Here is a 16,739-nt window from a genome sequence, read left to right on the forward strand (position 1 = left end):
GGTACTCATTGACGGGTATTCGATATTGGTAATCAAATACTTGCGCTACGGAGGACTAACTCACCCTAAACCCTCACAAACCACTTCCCGTTAAACTTATAAACAACCCGTTTACTGCCAACCTTCCCATCATCCGATACTGCAGGCATCGAAATGGTGCCCGAGGCTTTATCATAATCTATGCTGAATTTCTGCTCGCCGTTCAACTCGTCAACCTTACCACATACCAACTCATTTTCAAGCGTTTTGCCAGTTTGCACCAGTTTGATGTTATCGTTAACACGGCCGTTCTCTATCGTCATAAACCGGAGGCTGTACTCGGTAAGCAGGCCGCCAAATGCTATGCGTTGGGCAATGTAATAGGTTTTGCCGCCAGCTGTCAGGGTGTTTATTTTGTAAATGGTGTAGTCGGGCACCAATTGGTACGGAGGCTTCACGTGCCTGGCCAGCACCTTGCCATTAGCCCTGTACTGGTACACATTATTATACCAGGGCATAGATCGCCTCCTGTTCCTGTCGTACGAGTAAATGCGCAGGTTGCCATCGTCCGAGGTCGAGATATATACCGCGCTCGTTTCGCTCAAATTTTTAAACGGGTAACTGATCGTTTTGGGCAGCTGCCGGGTATATTTCATCAGCAGCCTTTCAAAAAGCTCCATCCTGGCTTCCTGTTGGTCATCAGTGTACCGTTCCGGCACATTTTCGTAAACATCGGCCAGCTTCTTGTCTACAGCCCTCAAACTCTGGCCAAAGCAACGCGTTAAAGTAAGCAGGAATAGTAAGGTTAGGGATATTCTCATGAGTTTATTGGTGATGCTAATAAACGCATTTGTTTTTAAAAAAATATTTGAGGGCAACTAACGTATTCTAAAGCTTATGCAATTGCTTTGATATACTTTTTCTCGTCAATAAATTTGGATACATTTTTTAGTATATTTCTAACATACGCAATCACTTGTTTTTTTATAGTCAAAATTTCGTCAATGGTATATTCCTTACCACAGTCACAAAATGAAATAGTACCGTGTGCTAAATCATTTCTTTTGTTTTTAACAAGATATAATTTGTTGCCATCATCAGTTGTATGATGTGTTTTTGCAGAAAAACCATATGTCTTTGAAAATTCCTTTACCTTTCTTGAATCGACATTACCGCTTATGGTTTTTGCTGAATTGAAAGTCATATTAATAATATCTTCCTCCATCGTAGCGATGGCTTCAAATATTTTTTCCGCTACGTAGGGCTGTGACTTAAAATTCTTATAATTTAGTTCAATCCACTTTTTTTTAATTTCGTCGCTAACCTTACCGTACTTAACATTTTCCTTGTTTAAAGAATTATAAATTTCTTCAATGGATTGTTTTATTGAAGATTCAACAATATTATATAAGAGTAAAAAAGCGTTTGCCTTTAGGATTTTACTCAACTCGCTATCTATAGGTTTATATTTATTTTTTGCTTTTTTGGGGAAAAGTAATTCAGCTTGATTAACTATAATATCCGAAATAAAGTCAAAATATATGTCAATTTCTTTGACACGACTTTCAAATTGATTGATAACATCTTTCATATTATTTCATCAAATTGTCTCGTACGAATTCTATTCTACCCTTAATCTTAGGTCTTGAATTGCTTGCATCTGAACGAGTATGTGTCTTAAATTCCTCAGAGTCCATCCAATCTAAGCTTGTTGGAACTAAATTTGGGACTACTCTTAAAGCCAAATTTACCCCCACAGATAAAGCTTCAAATCGAACTCTTGGTGTCGTTCTAGAATTAGTACCCTTTGTAAAGCCATTTGGGAAATATCTGTTTACGAAGGCTAACATGTCAGTAAACTCTTTTCTAAGTCTGTCTTCATCAAAATTGTCTTTATTTTCTTTAATATAATCATTCAGGAACTCATCAACCCGGTGTTTAAATTTCATGTAGTTGTCTGAATACGCAAAAAATCTGAGTACAAGCTCTTGGGCTTCTTCTCTTTTTCTAACCTTTTCGCTAATAGGACACAATTTTGTAAAGAGTTCATTTTGGGAGCATTCTGTGACGAAGTCATAAAATCGTCCAGCAAATACGCCTTTCCGTACCTCCATTTTTCTTAAAATGTCACTACCTGTATTAATCCTCTCAAATAGGTCATTTGTAACTTCAGCATTAGCTTTCTCTGTAAGCTCGATCATTCGTAAAGTTTTACGTTTAAATCGTCTTTGCCGTGAAAGTATCAGGTCGCTAAAGTTCGTACCATTTAAATGAGTGAGCTTTTCTAAGTTTCTTAACGTGAGGGTGTCGTTTAAATAAGCAGCAAGACTTCTAATTCGTTGTGAACCATCAACAATTTCAAATCGTTCACCTCTATCAGCTGTGAAGATATAAGGTATCGGCAATCCTATTAAAATTGACTCGATAAATTTAGATTGTCTATTCTCATCCCAAACGAAATCCCGTTGATATGTTGGTATAAATAATTCGTTTAAGTCGTCATCAATAAAGTCTTCATATTTTTGTACTATAACCTCAATTGGGTACTCTTTGGTGTCATAGTCAGCAAAAACTTGTTGAGCGAGGATCTGTTCTTCCGCAATTTCTTGCTCTTTCTGTGTGATAGGTTTTTTAGGCATTATAAAGCATTTTTTTTGATTAATGAATCAAGTATGATAGCAACCAATTTCGGGGGAACTGCATTTGCTATCATCGTATGTAGATCTCCTCTTTTTGCCACATCGGTAAATTTAAAAAAATCGGGAAAGCCTTGTATTCTTGCGGCTTCGTGTGGCGTAATTACTCTTTTTTGCAAAGGATGGATATAGCGTCCTTGTCCCATTGAGCCAAAACCGCTTGTTATAGTTTGTGCAGGTTTGTCCCAACGCATTCTGCCGTAGCATGATTTGTAGCTGTGGCTTTTAAGCTTATGGCAATCAGGTCTAAACTCATCAGGTAAGTCATATAAATTATTTTCAAAAAGCAATTCAATACGTGCCTTATTTATTTTTTGCGTTATTGACGGAGAGTGGAAAATACCTTCTTTTATGGTATGCTCATTAACAATATCTTTAATATAATCCGATAATTTAGACGACTCCTGAACCAATTCACTTAAATCAACATCTATTCCTTTTTTAAGAATCGCAATTTGAAAATGTCGTTTTCTGGATTGAGCAAGGCCATATTTAGACGCGTCTAAAATTTGTGAGTGTATTGTATAACCCAAGTTCTTTAATGCTTCATCTGCCTTTTGTACAACACCGTCTTTGTCATGAATGACAGTTGATACATTTTCTATAATTGCAATTTTAGGCCTTATAAGTTCGACAAATCGTATAGCATTTAAATACAAATTATTTCTTGGATCACTTCTCCTTGTATGATTATTAAGATTAGAGTGACCTTGACAAGGTGGCCCCGCGACCAATATTTGAACACCTTTGTATGTTGATTGGGTTTTACGTTCCCTTTCGTCAGGCTTTTGTCCTATATTAATAGATACCAATTCATTAATATCCATGTTTTTTATCGCATCGCGATCGCCGCCAAAATTAGTTTTATAAATTTCCAAAGCAGGTGCGTCCGTGTCAACCGCTAATTTTATAGCGGTATTGTATCCGTTAGCTTTTAGAGCTTCCTTAATTCCTAATGTCATACCGCCACAACCACTATATAAATCGATGATTTTTATTGCCGGTGCTGCATTATCAAGATCTTCTGATACGGTGCTACGTATCCAATTTACATCACATAAAACTTTAACATCGTCAGTTAATGGTACTTGTTCAATTTTTTCACTCTCTAATACTAACATCTTTTTTCCTCAATTACAATGTTACAAAATTGAAACGATTATAATTGACATCAGTAGTTCAAATAATCATACTTTCAAAGAAAAAACGCTATTATCTAAGCCGTTCCAAGTGTGTAATTTTCAGCATACTTAATTACCGTTCCCAAACATTCGTCAATGTTTTTCTTTATCTGTCGGTCACCAAATCTTAAAACTTTGTAACCCATGCTTTCCAATAATTTATTATCGGCAAAATCTTTTTGTATGTTACGCTCAATTTTAGGAATCCAAAATTCTCTGTTACTTTTTATTTGATTTTTCCTCACTCCCCAGTCGTAACCGTGCCAAAATTCGCCGTCAATAAATATAACCAACTTATATTTCGTTAGCACTATATCCGGCGTGCCCGGTAGTTTATTGTAATGTTTTCGGTATCTTATTCCTAAATTCCACAAAGCTTTCCGCATTAGAAGTTCGGGTTTAGTGTTTTTACTTTTAACTTTAGACATTAATTTACTTCGAACTTCTGTTGTTGAGAACCCATTACTCTTACTGAACTTTGGAACTTTAATGACTGATTGACTATCATCCATAACATCAATGTTTAATTAAATACAATGCTTGGGTATAGTTTGTTCCAAATGCAGTTTTACGCATCATTTTTTTGTTTATAACAACTGCTCAATTAAATGTTTTCAAATGGAAAAACTTAAGAAGTTAAAGCCAAAAATCGAGACAAGTAGTTACAACTATTTTATCATTCCTTGAACGGGTTTAGTATATTCGTAAAACATGGCACAGAAATCAAAAAGACCAGTTTCAAAAGGAGAACGTTTAGGATGGGAACCTCTTGACAAAGTAAAGCCAGTATCTCTTTCTTCTATGGTAATTGTAGGTCGCCGTGTTGAATCCTATCCAACTAAGCAAAGGCAAGTTCCTTTTTTGATTCCCTAATGCATTAAAAACCTACCTCACCTTCCCCACCACCTTCACCTTCCCCACAACTTTCCCCATCGATTCCACCTTTTCCCAAGCATCCAGCTTAGCCAATACCTCAGCCTGGATAACCGCCGGTTTAGTGGCCGCTAATAATTCCGTATAAATTTCCAATAACTTTTTTAACCCGTTGGCGGGCTTGTCGCTTAAGCGGGCCAGGCAGGCGTTCAGGAGGGTTTGCAGGGCCTGGTTGTGGGGTTTGGATGCCTGGAACAGGTTGGCTTGCAGGAGGTCGGTAAAGCGTTTAAAGGGGGTTAGCTCGATGGATTGGTGGCGGCCAATGATGTCGCCAATTTGTTGGCTGCTGATGGTGTTTTGGGTTACGCCGTGTATCCACAGTTCGGCGGCGTAAGCGCGTACGGTTTTATCGCTGCTGACCATGGCCGATGCTACCAGCAGATGCGCCATGGGGCCGTAAACGGTGCCGAGGGCCATCATGGCCTCGAGGGCGTGGATGACGAGGCGTTTGTCGTTTTCGCTGTCAAAATCCGGGCTATCCAACGATGTGCTGATGACCCTTGCCAGCCATACTTCGGGGTGGTTGGGGTTTAAATTAATTAAGCGCATCACATCATTATCCCCACCCCAGGCGTATTTGGCGTTGATGATGGCTATATCATATACCGATGGCTCAGCGATGATTTTTGCGGGCAGCAGTTTGGCAAACAGGTTTTTAATGGCACTTATTTTCTTTGGCGTATCGCCAAATTCGATAATTATTTTGCTGCGTTTGGCTGGTGTATCTATGTTTTTGCTGGTGGCGTAGTCCCACTTTTTATAGGTGTAGGCCTCTACAACCGATGTCCAGTTAAAATTGCCGGTAAGGTAGTCGGCCGGGAGGCTGCTGTAGGCAAACCATTGCGGGTTTGGCGGTTGTTTGGCGCGGGTAAGGGCGGCCACCAGCCACACGGGTTTATATTTATAGTTTTCCTGCGGGTAGTAGTCGCCACCCAGCATAAAGCTGATGATCTGGCGGTATTCGCCGGTTAATTCGCGGGCGGCCAGGTCAAGGGCTTCCTGGTGATGTTCGGTTGAGCAGCGGGATACTGCCACCTGGAAATCGATATCGGCAGGCGCCACATTGGCCACCTTGTATTTAATAAGCCGCTGCACCAGCGCCAGGGGCGATACCCAGCAAGGCTCGTGCGTTGGGGTGGACAGCATGGGCAGGCTCAGTTTACGCTCGAGCATAAAAAAGGCGGCCAACAGCAAGTGTTTATGTGTTTTGTAGCTTGAGCCACGGTTCCAGCTTTTGATGTTATCTATCCGGCTGATGTACCTGCCCCACATCTCGTGCTTTTTAAACGTTTCCATAAACGATTCGCGAAGCAGGTTCAATTCGGTTGTTTGTAAGGGGTAAAGCTCAACCAGCAGGCGGCTATAGTCGGCAAAAAAGGTGGCCAGCATATTATCCAGATAGCCCATGGTACTGGTAAAATCGGACGAGATCACCTTGCAGGCCCGCTGGAAGGCGGGGATAAGCTTGCTGATGTTTTTGGCCGTCATTTCGCCCTGGAAATGCAGCAGGGCGGCAGGCAGCAGGTCGAAATGATAAGGCTGATTGTTATCAAAGGCCTGGCTGGCTAAAAATACCAGTTCGTCAAAGGTTTGAGGGGAGGCTATTTGTACAAGGGCCTGTTGGGGTTCGGGTTGTTCGTGGGGATGGTTTGCTTCTGCCGGTACTTCTTCGGTGTTATCCAAAAAGGCGGTTAACAAACTGCGGGCGTCAAAAAGTAGTGCATCCTGGTAAGCGGCCAGGGCGGCTTTCAACTCTTCAGACGCAGGGTCGCCGTATTTTTGCAGCAGTTTGGCCGCGCGAACCTGCAGATTATTATCCTGGTGAATAAATGCCTGGCAACTGATGGCCATGATGGTTTCGGCTTTGTCTTTGTACTTTTTGGCCAGCTTATCCAAAGCCATCAGCGTGGTAGATACGGTGGCTTTTGACTCGGACGAGAGCAGCAGCGGCGCATGATCTAAAAACGCGTCGATGTTAAAACCGGCATCGTCGCAAATATCCTTTAAATATTTTATGGCCGTATTTACGGGTTTGCTGTGTGGCGAATTGAGGAGGTGCAACAAATCGTCCTGCAAGGTTAGTAGCTCCGTTTTTGACGGCTCCAGGTGCATAAAAAGGGAGACGAACCAGTTGGCTGCATGTTGGGCGAAGTTGCTGTTCGCTGCTTTTAACGACTCCCCTAAAACGCGCTGCCTGTCAATCCGGCCGGCATCGCTTTGGGTTTTAAAAGCATATGTCCAGATGCCTTCGGCGGGTACCCCGGGCAGGTTGAAAGGTTTGTCGGCAAGGTGCACGTCCGATTCATGTTCAAAAAGATACCAGATGTGTTCGGCCAGGATAATCTTTTTGGATAAAAGGTTATCGGGCATATAGGTTCTTTTATGCACACTTCTTAGGCTATAAAGATATTCTGGGAGTAGTTTTGCGATCATGGCAGGACTAAGGTTGATGTAGTGATGCTCCACCAGTTCCACGTACCAGGCATAATCCAAAAACCAGGAAAAAGAGCCGTTATTACCGTGCCCGTTTATAAAATCGCTGAACCAGGTGGGACAGTACCAGGGCAGTATGGCATCTAATACTCTTTTATTGAGCGCCCCGCCGGGCATCTGCGTAAAATCTTTTTGGTTGTGGCATACAAAACCCGCTATGCCCAGTATTTCGCGTTGCGGATCGGTCCATTTAACCCGGTAGTGGCCCGAGCGGTCTTCCTTGTACTCCGAATAAGTTTTATACAGCTTTTTTAATTCGGGCACCAGCTGCTTTTTTTGCGCTTTATCAAGTGTTTGCGAAAAGGGGATAATTTTGGCTTCCTGCCCTTTCTCTAAAATGCGGGTAAAATCCTCAACTACGCTCATGGTGGTATTAGTTGGCCAGCTTTTTTTTAACTGCTAAAATATGTTTGCAAATGCCCCGCTCGCCCTGATTTTTGCTAAACCAGGTACAGGTGCACTGGGCTTTATCGCCGTTTAATACAACCATGTGGTGCACGCCGCTGCCCTCTACACGGGCCTCTACCTTATCGTCCTGCTGTTTGGTTATCTGTACCTTGCCTTCTTGCAACAGCTTTTCGGCATCTTTTAAGCGCGGGTTAAGGCTCATGATGCGGCTGAGCTTAAAGGGCAGGCGGCGGTAAAAAAAGTTGTTCTCGTCCAGATCGTACCCCAGCAAGCCAATGGCCGAGAGGCGGCCGGTAATGTTATCCACCTTTTGCAGATCGAGCCCCTCGTTTACAGCCAGCAGGGTAGGGTTAAACTCCTGGTTGGCATAGCTGTAATTATCCAGTGATTCTACCCAGTTATCGGGCACATCCTCTATCAATGACTCCAGCGCCGCACCCTCGCCCGAGAAGCCCCGCCAGGCATCCCGTGAAATGGACAGGCTAAACCGTACCGCCCCAATATAAATTTGCCAGGTGGTTGATTGCATGGTAGCATGCGGAAACACTCTTAACTCATCGGCAATGGCCAGCAAAGGCTCTATCAGTTTTAAGCGGTGCACACCGCCAACCGTAATGGCATCACCCGATTTTACAGGCGAAAACATGGGTTTGCCGCCGCGGGTTATCAAGTAATAATCTGTTTTGGGTTTGCCCGGCGGGATGGTTTTAAACAGCTGTAAGGCCTGCAGCCGGTTAAAGCTGTGCACCTTCTCGGATTCGGCCAAAAACATTTGTACCGAGGTAAGGCCCTTGATCCATTTGGTGGGCAAGGGCACTTTGCGCTCCACCACCTTTTCGCCCTCGCGGTGCAGGGCCACTTCTTTTTGCCCTACGGATAGCAAAACCTTCTCGCTGCGGCGGATATTGCTCAGCGCCGCCAGCATGGGCTGGTTAAAATCTACATTGGTGGTGCCGTTATCCAAAAACTCGCCATCGTGCCCATCGCCCAAAATATCAACCCGGGCATACACCCCCGCGCAATGCGAAAACCCCTCAAAGCGGATTTTCTCGTTACCGGCCGTTACAATAGGGTCTTTAAGCATAGCCAACTCAAACGGCGACAGGCTAAAGCTTGATTTTACCACGTTGGATAGTGTAAGCAGGCAACGGGCCACGGTATACGGGTCGGTTAGTTGCCCCCAGAAAAAGCAGGGGGCATTATTTTTTTGCACCTCGCTGTATTTGGCCAAAAAAAGCTCATCGGTTAATGTCGACTTTTTTAGGGTTGATGGCTGGCTATATTGATAGGTTATCGTTTCGGACATAATATTGTTTAGGCTATGCTGCGAAATAAAATTAGTAAAATAATTTCGGCGACGGAGAGAAAGGGGGGATAAAATTTTACGTTGGCCGATGATGGCCAGTGCCTTGAATGTTGCCGATTGCTAAAACGATTTTTAGCTTATCCTATAATTTATCACGATGTTGTGTTATGACCGTTTTCGCGTTAAGGACTGCAATGGATACCGGCCCGGGGGAGAGGGCCTGGGCGTTGGCCGGGCCTAAGGCCTTGTGCGCGTATGAATGAAAGGCCTGGCCCCAACCTCTACCGGTTGGGGAAACGCCCATAGCTTTTTTTGATGTGGTTTGACCAGTAAACGGCGCTTTGAAAAAAATGTAAATTTTTTGAATTTTTTTGCAAAAAACTAAGTTAAAAATTGATCTTTTTTACCTGTTTTGTGCAGTAATTTGATGCTTTTTTACCATCATTACCGCATCGAAAAATAAAAAATAAAAGGGTATTAGGGGAAGAGATTTGCAGTTGATTTTCCCCTCCCCGAACACCCAATCAGGCTCGCCCAAAAGGGACAACCTGTATAAGCCGTTTATTATTTTACGCGCTCGATATATTCGCCGGTGCGGGTGTCAACTTTTACTTTATCGCCCTGGTTGATGAATAATGGTACTTTTATTTCCACACCGTTTTCGGTAGTTGCAGCTTTTAACGCACCCGATGATGTATCGCCTTTAACGGCTGGTTCAGAGTAGGTAATCTCCAACTCAACAAAGTTAGGTGCCTGTGCCATAATAGGTTCTTCGCTCTCGATGGAAACGATCACATTCATCCCCTCTTTTAAAAACCTTGCCGATGGGCCAAATAACGATTTTGGGATACTTAACTGATCGTAAGTGGTATTATCCATAATCACCATATAATCGCCTTCTTCGTACAGGTATTGGTAATCATTGGTTTCTACACGGCAAATTTCAACCTGTTCGTCGGTTGCCAAACGGGCCTCTACAATTTTTCCGGTTTTTATGTTGCGAAATTTATCTAAGTAGAAAGCTCCGCCTTTACCGGGTGTACGATGCAGTACTTCGGTAACTGTTACCAATTCGCCGTTGTAGCGTAAAATGTTTCCTACTTTAATTTCAGATGCCTTTGCCATGAAAATATAATTATAAAATTTGTGCGCAAAGATATACGCTTTTTTGAGTATTAACGGCTTAATTAACCCCTATTTAACCACAATGGTTTTGCTTTGGGTAGTATGCGCGCTAAAATAGCCTAAAACTGTTGGCGTAATATTGCCTGGCGGATCGGCAGGGGTAACCCCACCCCCAGGGCCGTTATCGCCTTGTTGCATCAGCGTAAACCAATAGGTGTAAACAGGTTTATCTATACATTGCATTTCAACGGTTACGGTGTCACCGGCGTAAATGCCAAAATCCCGGTCGCTGTTGTTATCGGTGCGCAAATCGATACTAACGGTACGGCCATCGTTAAAATCGTCATTAAAGGCATAAATTAGTTTAACCTGTACGTTGTTTACAAACATTACAAAACGGTATTGATTTGCTACCCCGACTGGGTCACGGTAATGAACGGTGATATCTTTTTTATGCTTGCTGGTATTAAATTCATTGTCTTTTGATGTCAGCGAGTCTAACGCGATTGGTGCCTGCATTGCCGAGGTGGCGGTATAAGTTTTTGCACCAGTTGTTACCGTCATGGCGTAGGTGCTTCCGGGTATGCCAGAAAGAGTACTGGCCGTATAGGTGCCTGGCGTGCCTTCTGTAAACACGTAGTTTTTGCCGGCCTGGTCGGTTACGGCAACAGTAGCCCCTGTAACCGGAGGATAGGTATTGGTGCTTGAAAACGGCACATTTTGGCTCAATTTGATAGTTTGGGCGCCGGTAGCATTGGTAATGTTGCCTTCAATAACCAGTTTGCCGGTATTGTTGCCCAGGTTAAGGTCAATAACTTTGGTACACGAGTAAAGGAGCGGTAAGGCAAATAAAAATATGATATAGAGTTTGAATGTTTTCATGGGGGATTAAAATTTAAAGTTCCAGGTAATTGATGGTATCTGGGTGGCAAAAATGCTGGTTTCGGCAGCCTCGGTTGTGTTGGGGCTGGTTTTGCTGTCGCGGAAAGTGATGCTATAAGGATCCCTGTGTGCATACACGTTGTAGATGCTAAACGTCCAGCTTGAATGATAGCGCTTGTGTTGTTTCCCCTCCAGCGTAGCGCCAATATCTAGTCTATTGTTGTTTGGCTTGCGGTAGCCGTTACGTTCCGAATAGGAGAAGGTGGTTAATCCGCCTACACTATATTTGCCTGTTGGATAGGTAACGGCGCTCCCCGTTTGGTAAATAAATGAACTTGAAAAAGATAAACGTTTGGTAAGCTGGTAAATGCCAACCACCGATAGGTCATGTGTACGGTCTTGCCTTGACGGGTAATAACGGCCGTTGTTGATAGCTGCAAATTTATTCTCGGTACGTGATAGGGTATAACCTATCCACCCGTTAAACCTACCATATTTTTTCTTCAAAAATAACTCAATACCATAAGCCCGGCCCGAGCCGTAGGTGAGCAGCGATTCTACATCCTGGTTGGCTATTAGCTGCGCGCCGTCTTTATAATCAATTTGGTTTTGCAGCCACTTGTAATAGGCTTCGGCCGAAAACTCAAACAGGTTATCTTTGAAATTGCGGAACCATCCGGCTGACACCTGGTCGGCAATTTCGGGTTTGATATTGTTGCTGCTCATCACGTAAAGGTCAGTTGGCGAACTGGTGGTTGAGTTAGTGAGCAGGTGTATGTTTTGCGTATTGCGGTTATAGGACACTTTAACGGAACTGGCATCATTTAACTGGTAACCGGCAGATAGCCGCGGCTCCAGGTTAAGGTAGCTTTTAACGGTTGAACCAGAACCGTATCTCGCAGAATCAGCAGCCTTGCCCGTGGCATCATACGATTTAAAGGTACCAGGGCCAATAAGGGAAAAGGAGCTAAGCCTTACTCCATACAATACACTTAGTTTGTCGCTAACTTTCCAATCATCGCTGATGTAGGCCGAGTTTTCATAGCCAAAACGCTTTTCGATGCTTTTGGCGTTGAAACTGGACGAAGCATCGGTAGTGATATCGCCGGGAGCTATGCTGTGGTGCAATATGTTGATGCCGAATTTAAGCCGGTGCTCATTATTAACCGCGTATTGCAGGTCTTCCTTTAAATTGAAATCGGTGATTTGCGAGGTGGCCTTAAAGCTGTTATCGCTTAAAAAGCTCTGTATGGCGTAATTGTAATTACTAAAAACTACCGATGTATTAGAAAATAGCTTACTGGTAAAAATATGGTTAAACCTTACGGTGCCTGTGGCGTTGCCCCAGTTGGTGCCAAAAAGGTTCTTAAGCCCCAGTACRTCTTTACCAAAATAACCAGACAGGAAAATGGTATTATGATCGTCAAAATGGTAATTGACCTTGGCGTTAAGGTCATAAAAGTAAAGCTTACTGCCTTTGATGGTCGAATCTTTAGAGGCCTTTAAAAAGAAATCGATATAGGTTCGCCTGGCGCTTATCATGAATGATCCTTTGTCTTTAACCAGGGGGCCTTCTACTTTCAGCCTCGACGCGATAAGACCCAGGCCGCCCTGAATGGTAAAATCCTTATTGTTGCCATCATTCATCTTAATATCAAGTACCGACGACAGGCGGCCACCGTATTCGGCAGGCATGCCGCCTTTGTACAGGCTAACATCTTTTATGGCATCGGAGTTAAAGGTGGAGAAGAAGCCAAACAAATGCGATGCGTTATAAACCGTGGCTTCATCAAGCATGATCAGGTTTTGATCAGAAGCGCCGCCCCGTACATAGAAGCCGGAGTTTCCCTCGCCGCCCGATTTTACCCCCGGCATCAGGGTTATTGTTTTTAAAATGTCCTTTTCGCCCAATACTACCGGCACCTGGTTAATCTGGGTCATATTTAATCGTTCAACCCCCATTTGTGGCGAAGCTATCTGATCGTTATTGGGCCGGTTGGCATTGATAACTACTTCCTGCAGTTCGCTTTTGGGGGACAGGGAAATGCTGATAGGCAGGTCATGCTGAAGCGAAACCTGTTTTGAAATGGTTTCATAACCTATGTAGCTAAACAGCAAGGTATATGAGCCATCGGGTACAGATAGGGAGTAGAAGCCATAATTATTTGTAGCTGTACCCACCGAAGAAAGCTCTTTAACCCTTACAGATGCGCCAATAAGTGTTTCGCCGGTTGCAGCATCTTTGATGGTGCCGCTGATGATATGCCTTTTTTGAGCAAAAGCCGATAAGGCGAATAATGAAAATAGAAAAACAAGTAGTGATTTGGTCATTTAAAATGTTTTAAACAGGTTACCCCGGGTTTCCGGCAACAGGTTGTTTGCTGAATATCGATCAAAAAACAAACGCTGCTATCTGTCCTTTAAGACGACCGGAGAGCCAAAACATTTCATGAATTTGTAAAAAAAAATACGGGCCTGCTTATCTTGCTATCTGCCAGGTAATTAATTGAATACGCCGGCGCTATAATAAGGTAATCCTGCGGCTCCTGATTTTATGCACGATTGGTATACTTTCGCGCACTTTTGTTATCTTTTTACACACTTTTGGTATACTTTTAATCACTTTTGATATAGTAATAAAAACTGTTTTTACATGTAAGCTATCGTAGATAAGATTGCTATGTGTTTTTATTGGAGATTGGCTTTTTAGTGTAAATTTTCCGGAACGGAAAAACGGGCCATTTTTTTGTTTGGATACGAGATACTGAAAATTTGGCAAATCTCCGGCAAAAAAATCGACATATATGCAAGCCGCGACAAATACAGCTGATCTGAAACCGGCTAACCGGCTTACCGGTAACTCCCCAACCGTGTCGTTATTACACAATCATAGTAGAAGTATTTCTACAAACTATTAAGAAAGTAAAAATAAAGTCCCGTTTTATTTATTTTAATTAAGATGTAACCATTGGTACTGTTATTGAGTATAAATTAATATCCTTCTCAAAGGATTGTTTTTCATAGGTAGATGTAGGGCCGATCAAAAAACTGCGAGAGTTTTTCGGCCCTTTTTTATGAAATATGGTTTTTAGGAGAAATAATTTACCTTAATTTAAATGAACCGAATTTTAACTTTAGCTTACGTTTGGCTTCAGGCCCATTAACATACCAGGCGTCAAATAGCGAATCTCCGTTATTATCTCTGTAGTCAATCCAAACAGTGCTGGAATTTGTCATGGTTATCCAATCAATCTTGCCCGGACTTTCGACGTCTGCTATTTTTTTGAATGTTTCGAGATCATTCCCCGAGCAATACGGTTTTCCTGCGCCTTCGGTACTGTAAGCAACAGCCTGCTTGTCGATGATGACTGATTTACCTGCTCTTTCAGATTTTTTAAATATATCCAGGTAATAAAAGAATTCTTCAAATGCTTTTTTATCGTCGTTTAAATTCCTGTTGTGGATTTGCCAGTGCCAGCCACCCGCCAGTCCGTAGTGCTCTTCCAGGTGTCCCAATATCCATGTATTAAAATACGTAAAATCCGGGCAGCCTTGTTTCTGAAGCTGGTCTGCCCTGGCAGCAAAGGTGTAGCCTTTGATAAAACCATTTAGCGTTTCAAAAGTGTAGTCATTTCCCAGGAACATCGCAGTCCGCTTTTGCATGTGCTCCAGGATATCATAAATGTTGTCCATGATATTCATTAAATCCTGTATTTAGTGAGGCACATCGCATTTAAGATTAAATAGGTATCAATGGTATCAAGTTATTAGATATTCATGAAAAGGCGCCAAGCCGCAAAGAAAAAATAAGCAAATCACTTTGCGTCATTGCGTGAAATAAATCTTATAAACTTAAAATGCGATTGCCTTGTGTATTTAGTAAGTAATTTACTGAATATTTAATTTGCAGGCAACGTTTTTCGGCTTTTTATTGAAACAAAGGGATACCCCCAATTAACTATTTGACTGTATCAACGCCGTTACCGCCGCCCGGTAAGCTTCGCCTATGGGAATCTCTTTTTCATCAATAATTACGGCCGTTTTATTAATAGCCTCAATTTTTTGGGTATTAATAAAAAATGACTTGTGAATGCGCATAAAATGCGATGGCCATTTTTGTTCTACATTTTTAAAGCTGAGCCGCACAATGGCGGGCTTTTTATGGCCTGTAAAGTATATTTTAACATAATCCCGTAAGCCTTCCAGGTACAAAACTTCATCAAAAGTAATTTTAACAACGGTGTACCCGGCATTTATATAAGTATAGTTTAGGGTGGGCGGGTTTAGCGCGGACTTTAACGCCTTAAGCTCGGCAAGCTCTTTTGCCTTGTTACAGGCCTGCATAAACCTGTCCAGGGGTACTGGTTTGGTAAGGTAATCAACCACGTTTAAGGCAAAGCCATCTAAAGCATATTGCTTGTAGGCCGATACAATGATAACCAACGGCTTTTTTATTAAGCTGTTTATAAACTGAAGCCCCGTCATGCCGGGCATCTGGATATCTACAAATATTAAATCGACGTCGTTTTCCTGCATGGCTTTATTGGCCGAAAATCCATCGTCGCAGGCTGCCTGCAGGTTTAAAAACGGAATTTTACTTATGTTATCGGCAAGTAAACTTAAGGCAAGCGGCTCGTCATCAATTGCAATACAATTTATCATGCATCTAATTTTAGTATCAGGTTAACCTCAAAGCAATTGTTTTCKCTTTTGATGCTTAACTGATGTTTGTTTTCATATAACAGGTTTATTCTGCGGCTCACATTAGCTATGCCTATGCCCGACGATTCGTCTTTTTGCCCGGTATTTAATGCGTCATATTTATTGATAACGGTAAAATTTAAAAAACGCTCATCGGTAACTAACTCAATGATAATGCGCGGGTCATCTATCGAACCCACCCCATGCTTAAAGGCATTTTCAACAAACGGGATTAACAGCATCGGTTCAATCAGCTGGTTTTTATTCAGGATGGTAAATGAAGTTTCTACCTTAACTTTTTTACCAAACCGCTGCTTTTGCAAATCAATATAATGATTAAGGTATTCCTCTTCTACCTTAATATTCACTTTCTCTTCATCGGTATGGTAAAGCATGTATTTCATTAAGCCCGAAAGTTTCATCACCGTAGGTTCCAGTTCGGTGCTATTTAACCTTACCAGCGATACAATGTTGTTAAGTACATTAAATATAAAATGCGGGCTTATTTGCGACCGTAAAAAGGACAGCTCGGTTTTTAATTTCTCTTTATCCTTTTCGCGCAGTTTTTCCTGGTAGTCAAGCAAGCCGTTTATAGTAGTGTAGGCCAGGCTTGCCGCCATGGTGAGTAAAAACGCGGGCAGGCGCAGCCAGCTGGTGCGCAGCAGGCCATAAGGCAGGTCTATCTCCAGCCAGTTATAAATATAATGATATACAAACAGGTAAATGGCATAAATTGAAAGTACGCCCAGCACATAGTAAGGGTATTTACCCTTCATGAACAAATGAGGTATAAGAATTAAGCTGTTAAAATAAAAAGCCGCTATCCAATACACGTATCCCGCGTAATCAAGCTTAATAAACCCGCTCATTTCTTTGCCTGTAAACGTGCGGGATGGCAATACGTTAATTGAATGCATGATGTATGGTAAAGCCATCAGAACAAGCCAAACGCATACATGCGCCCAAATCCTGAATTTTTTATTGTACAAATTCAAACCTATTATATTGTTTTTATCATGCATGGCTAAAGTACAT

General features: G+C 42.4%; 13 protein-coding genes. All 13 read right to left on the minus strand.

The features are described 5' to 3' along the window. Positions 1–65: 65 nt before the first annotated feature. The 13 genes from AC1DU2_RS25480 to AC1DU2_RS25540 all read right to left on the minus strand — a co-directional run bounded on the left by AC1DU2_RS25480 (position 66) and on the right by AC1DU2_RS25540 (position 16,621). Positions 66–800 carry a hypothetical protein gene (locus AC1DU2_RS25480; RefSeq protein ID WP_477387884.1) on the minus strand — a complete coding sequence of 245 codons (735 nt, stop codon included), beginning with the start codon at positions 798–800 and terminating at the stop codon, positions 66–68. Positions 801–874: 74 nt separating this feature from the next. Beyond that, positions 875–1,570 (minus strand): MAE_28990/MAE_18760 family HEPN-like nuclease, encoded by a 696-nt coding sequence (locus AC1DU2_RS25485; RefSeq protein ID WP_477387886.1) that lies wholly within the window; start codon positions 1,568–1,570, stop codon positions 875–877. Between the two features lies 1 nt (position 1,571). Continuing rightward, positions 1,572–2,618 carry a DUF262 domain-containing protein gene (locus AC1DU2_RS25490; protein WP_477387888.1) on the minus strand — a complete coding sequence of 349 codons (1,047 nt, stop codon included), beginning with the start codon at positions 2,616–2,618 and terminating at the stop codon, positions 1,572–1,574. After that, positions 2,618–3,796, minus strand: coding sequence for a DNA cytosine methyltransferase (locus AC1DU2_RS25495; protein ID WP_477387890.1), 1,179 nt, complete (start codon positions 3,794–3,796; stop codon positions 2,618–2,620). The genes AC1DU2_RS25490 and AC1DU2_RS25495 overlap by 1 nt, the downstream gene beginning before the upstream one ends. A gap of 95 nt (positions 3,797–3,891) precedes the next feature. Next, on the minus strand, positions 3,892–4,368 hold the full coding sequence (locus tag AC1DU2_RS25500) for a very short patch repair endonuclease (protein WP_477387892.1): 477 nt from the start codon (positions 4,366–4,368) through the stop codon (positions 3,892–3,894). 373 nt (positions 4,369–4,741) lie between these two features. Next, on the minus strand, positions 4,742–7,648 hold the full coding sequence (locus tag AC1DU2_RS25505) for a DUF6493 family protein (protein ID WP_477387894.1): 2,907 nt from the start codon (positions 7,646–7,648) through the stop codon (positions 4,742–4,744). A 7-nt stretch (positions 7,649–7,655) separates the two neighbouring features. Beyond that, positions 7,656–8,996: an SWIM zinc finger family protein gene (locus AC1DU2_RS25510; RefSeq protein WP_477387896.1), complete on the minus strand. Its 1,341-nt coding sequence runs from the start codon at positions 8,994–8,996 to the stop codon at positions 7,656–7,658. Between the two features lie 564 nt (positions 8,997–9,560). Beyond that, complete coding sequence (gene efp, locus AC1DU2_RS25515) at positions 9,561–10,121, minus strand: elongation factor P (RefSeq protein ID WP_090648241.1); 561 nt, start codon at positions 10,119–10,121, stop codon at positions 9,561–9,563. 69 nt (positions 10,122–10,190) lie between these two features. Further along, positions 10,191–11,003 (minus strand): DUF4249 domain-containing protein, encoded by an 813-nt coding sequence (locus AC1DU2_RS25520; RefSeq protein ID WP_477387898.1) that lies wholly within the window; start codon positions 11,001–11,003, stop codon positions 10,191–10,193. A 6-nt stretch (positions 11,004–11,009) separates the two neighbouring features. Next, a complete protein-coding gene (locus tag AC1DU2_RS25525) occupies positions 11,010–13,334 on the minus strand; it encodes a TonB-dependent receptor (protein WP_477387900.1) in 2,325 nt (774 codons plus the stop codon). A gap of 771 nt (positions 13,335–14,105) precedes the next feature. Beyond that, entirely contained in the window at positions 14,106–14,696 is a 591-nt protein-coding gene (locus tag AC1DU2_RS25530) for a hypothetical protein (RefSeq protein ID WP_477387902.1), read from the minus strand. A gap of 261 nt (positions 14,697–14,957) precedes the next feature. Next, a complete protein-coding gene (locus AC1DU2_RS25535; RefSeq protein ID WP_477387904.1) occupies positions 14,958–15,665 on the minus strand; it encodes a LytR/AlgR family response regulator transcription factor in 708 nt (235 codons plus the stop codon). Continuing rightward, on the minus strand, positions 15,662–16,621 hold the full coding sequence (locus AC1DU2_RS25540; RefSeq protein ID WP_477387906.1) for a sensor histidine kinase: 960 nt from the start codon (positions 16,619–16,621) through the stop codon (positions 15,662–15,664). Before AC1DU2_RS25540 ends, AC1DU2_RS25535 begins: the two co-directional genes overlap by 4 nt. Positions 16,622–16,739 lie beyond the last annotated feature (118 nt).

It is taken from the genome of Mucilaginibacter sp. P4_C11 (assembly GCF_056402115.1).

Coding starts and splice junctions, on each gene's coding strand:
- AC1DU2_RS25520 (WP_477387898.1), bottom strand. CDS start 11,003: ATGAAAACATTCAAACTCTATATCATATTTTTATTTGCCTTACCGCTC.
- AC1DU2_RS25535 (WP_477387904.1), bottom strand. CDS start 15,665: ATGATAAATTGTATTGCAATTGATGACGAGCCGCTTGCCTTAAGTTTA.
- efp (WP_090648241.1), bottom strand. CDS start 10,121: ATGGCAAAGGCATCTGAAATTAAAGTAGGAAACATTTTACGCTACAAC.
- AC1DU2_RS25530 (WP_477387902.1), bottom strand. CDS start 14,696: ATGGACAACATTTATGATATCCTGGAGCACATGCAAAAGCGGACTGCG.
- AC1DU2_RS25505 (WP_477387894.1), bottom strand. CDS start 7,648: ATGAGCGTAGTTGAGGATTTTACCCGCATTTTAGAGAAAGGGCAGGAA.
- AC1DU2_RS25480 (WP_477387884.1), bottom strand. CDS start 800: ATGAGAATATCCCTAACCTTACTATTCCTGCTTACTTTAACGCGTTGC.
- AC1DU2_RS25510 (WP_477387896.1), bottom strand. CDS start 8,996: ATGTCCGAAACGATAACCTATCAATATAGCCAGCCATCAACCCTAAAA.
- AC1DU2_RS25495 (WP_477387890.1), bottom strand. CDS start 3,796: ATGTTAGTATTAGAGAGTGAAAAAATTGAACAAGTACCATTAACTGAC.
- AC1DU2_RS25500 (WP_477387892.1), bottom strand. CDS start 4,368: ATGGATGATAGTCAATCAGTCATTAAAGTTCCAAAGTTCAGTAAGAGT.
- AC1DU2_RS25485 (WP_477387886.1), bottom strand. CDS start 1,570: ATGAAAGATGTTATCAATCAATTTGAAAGTCGTGTCAAAGAAATTGAC.
- AC1DU2_RS25490 (WP_477387888.1), bottom strand. CDS start 2,618: ATGCCTAAAAAACCTATCACACAGAAAGAGCAAGAAATTGCGGAAGAA.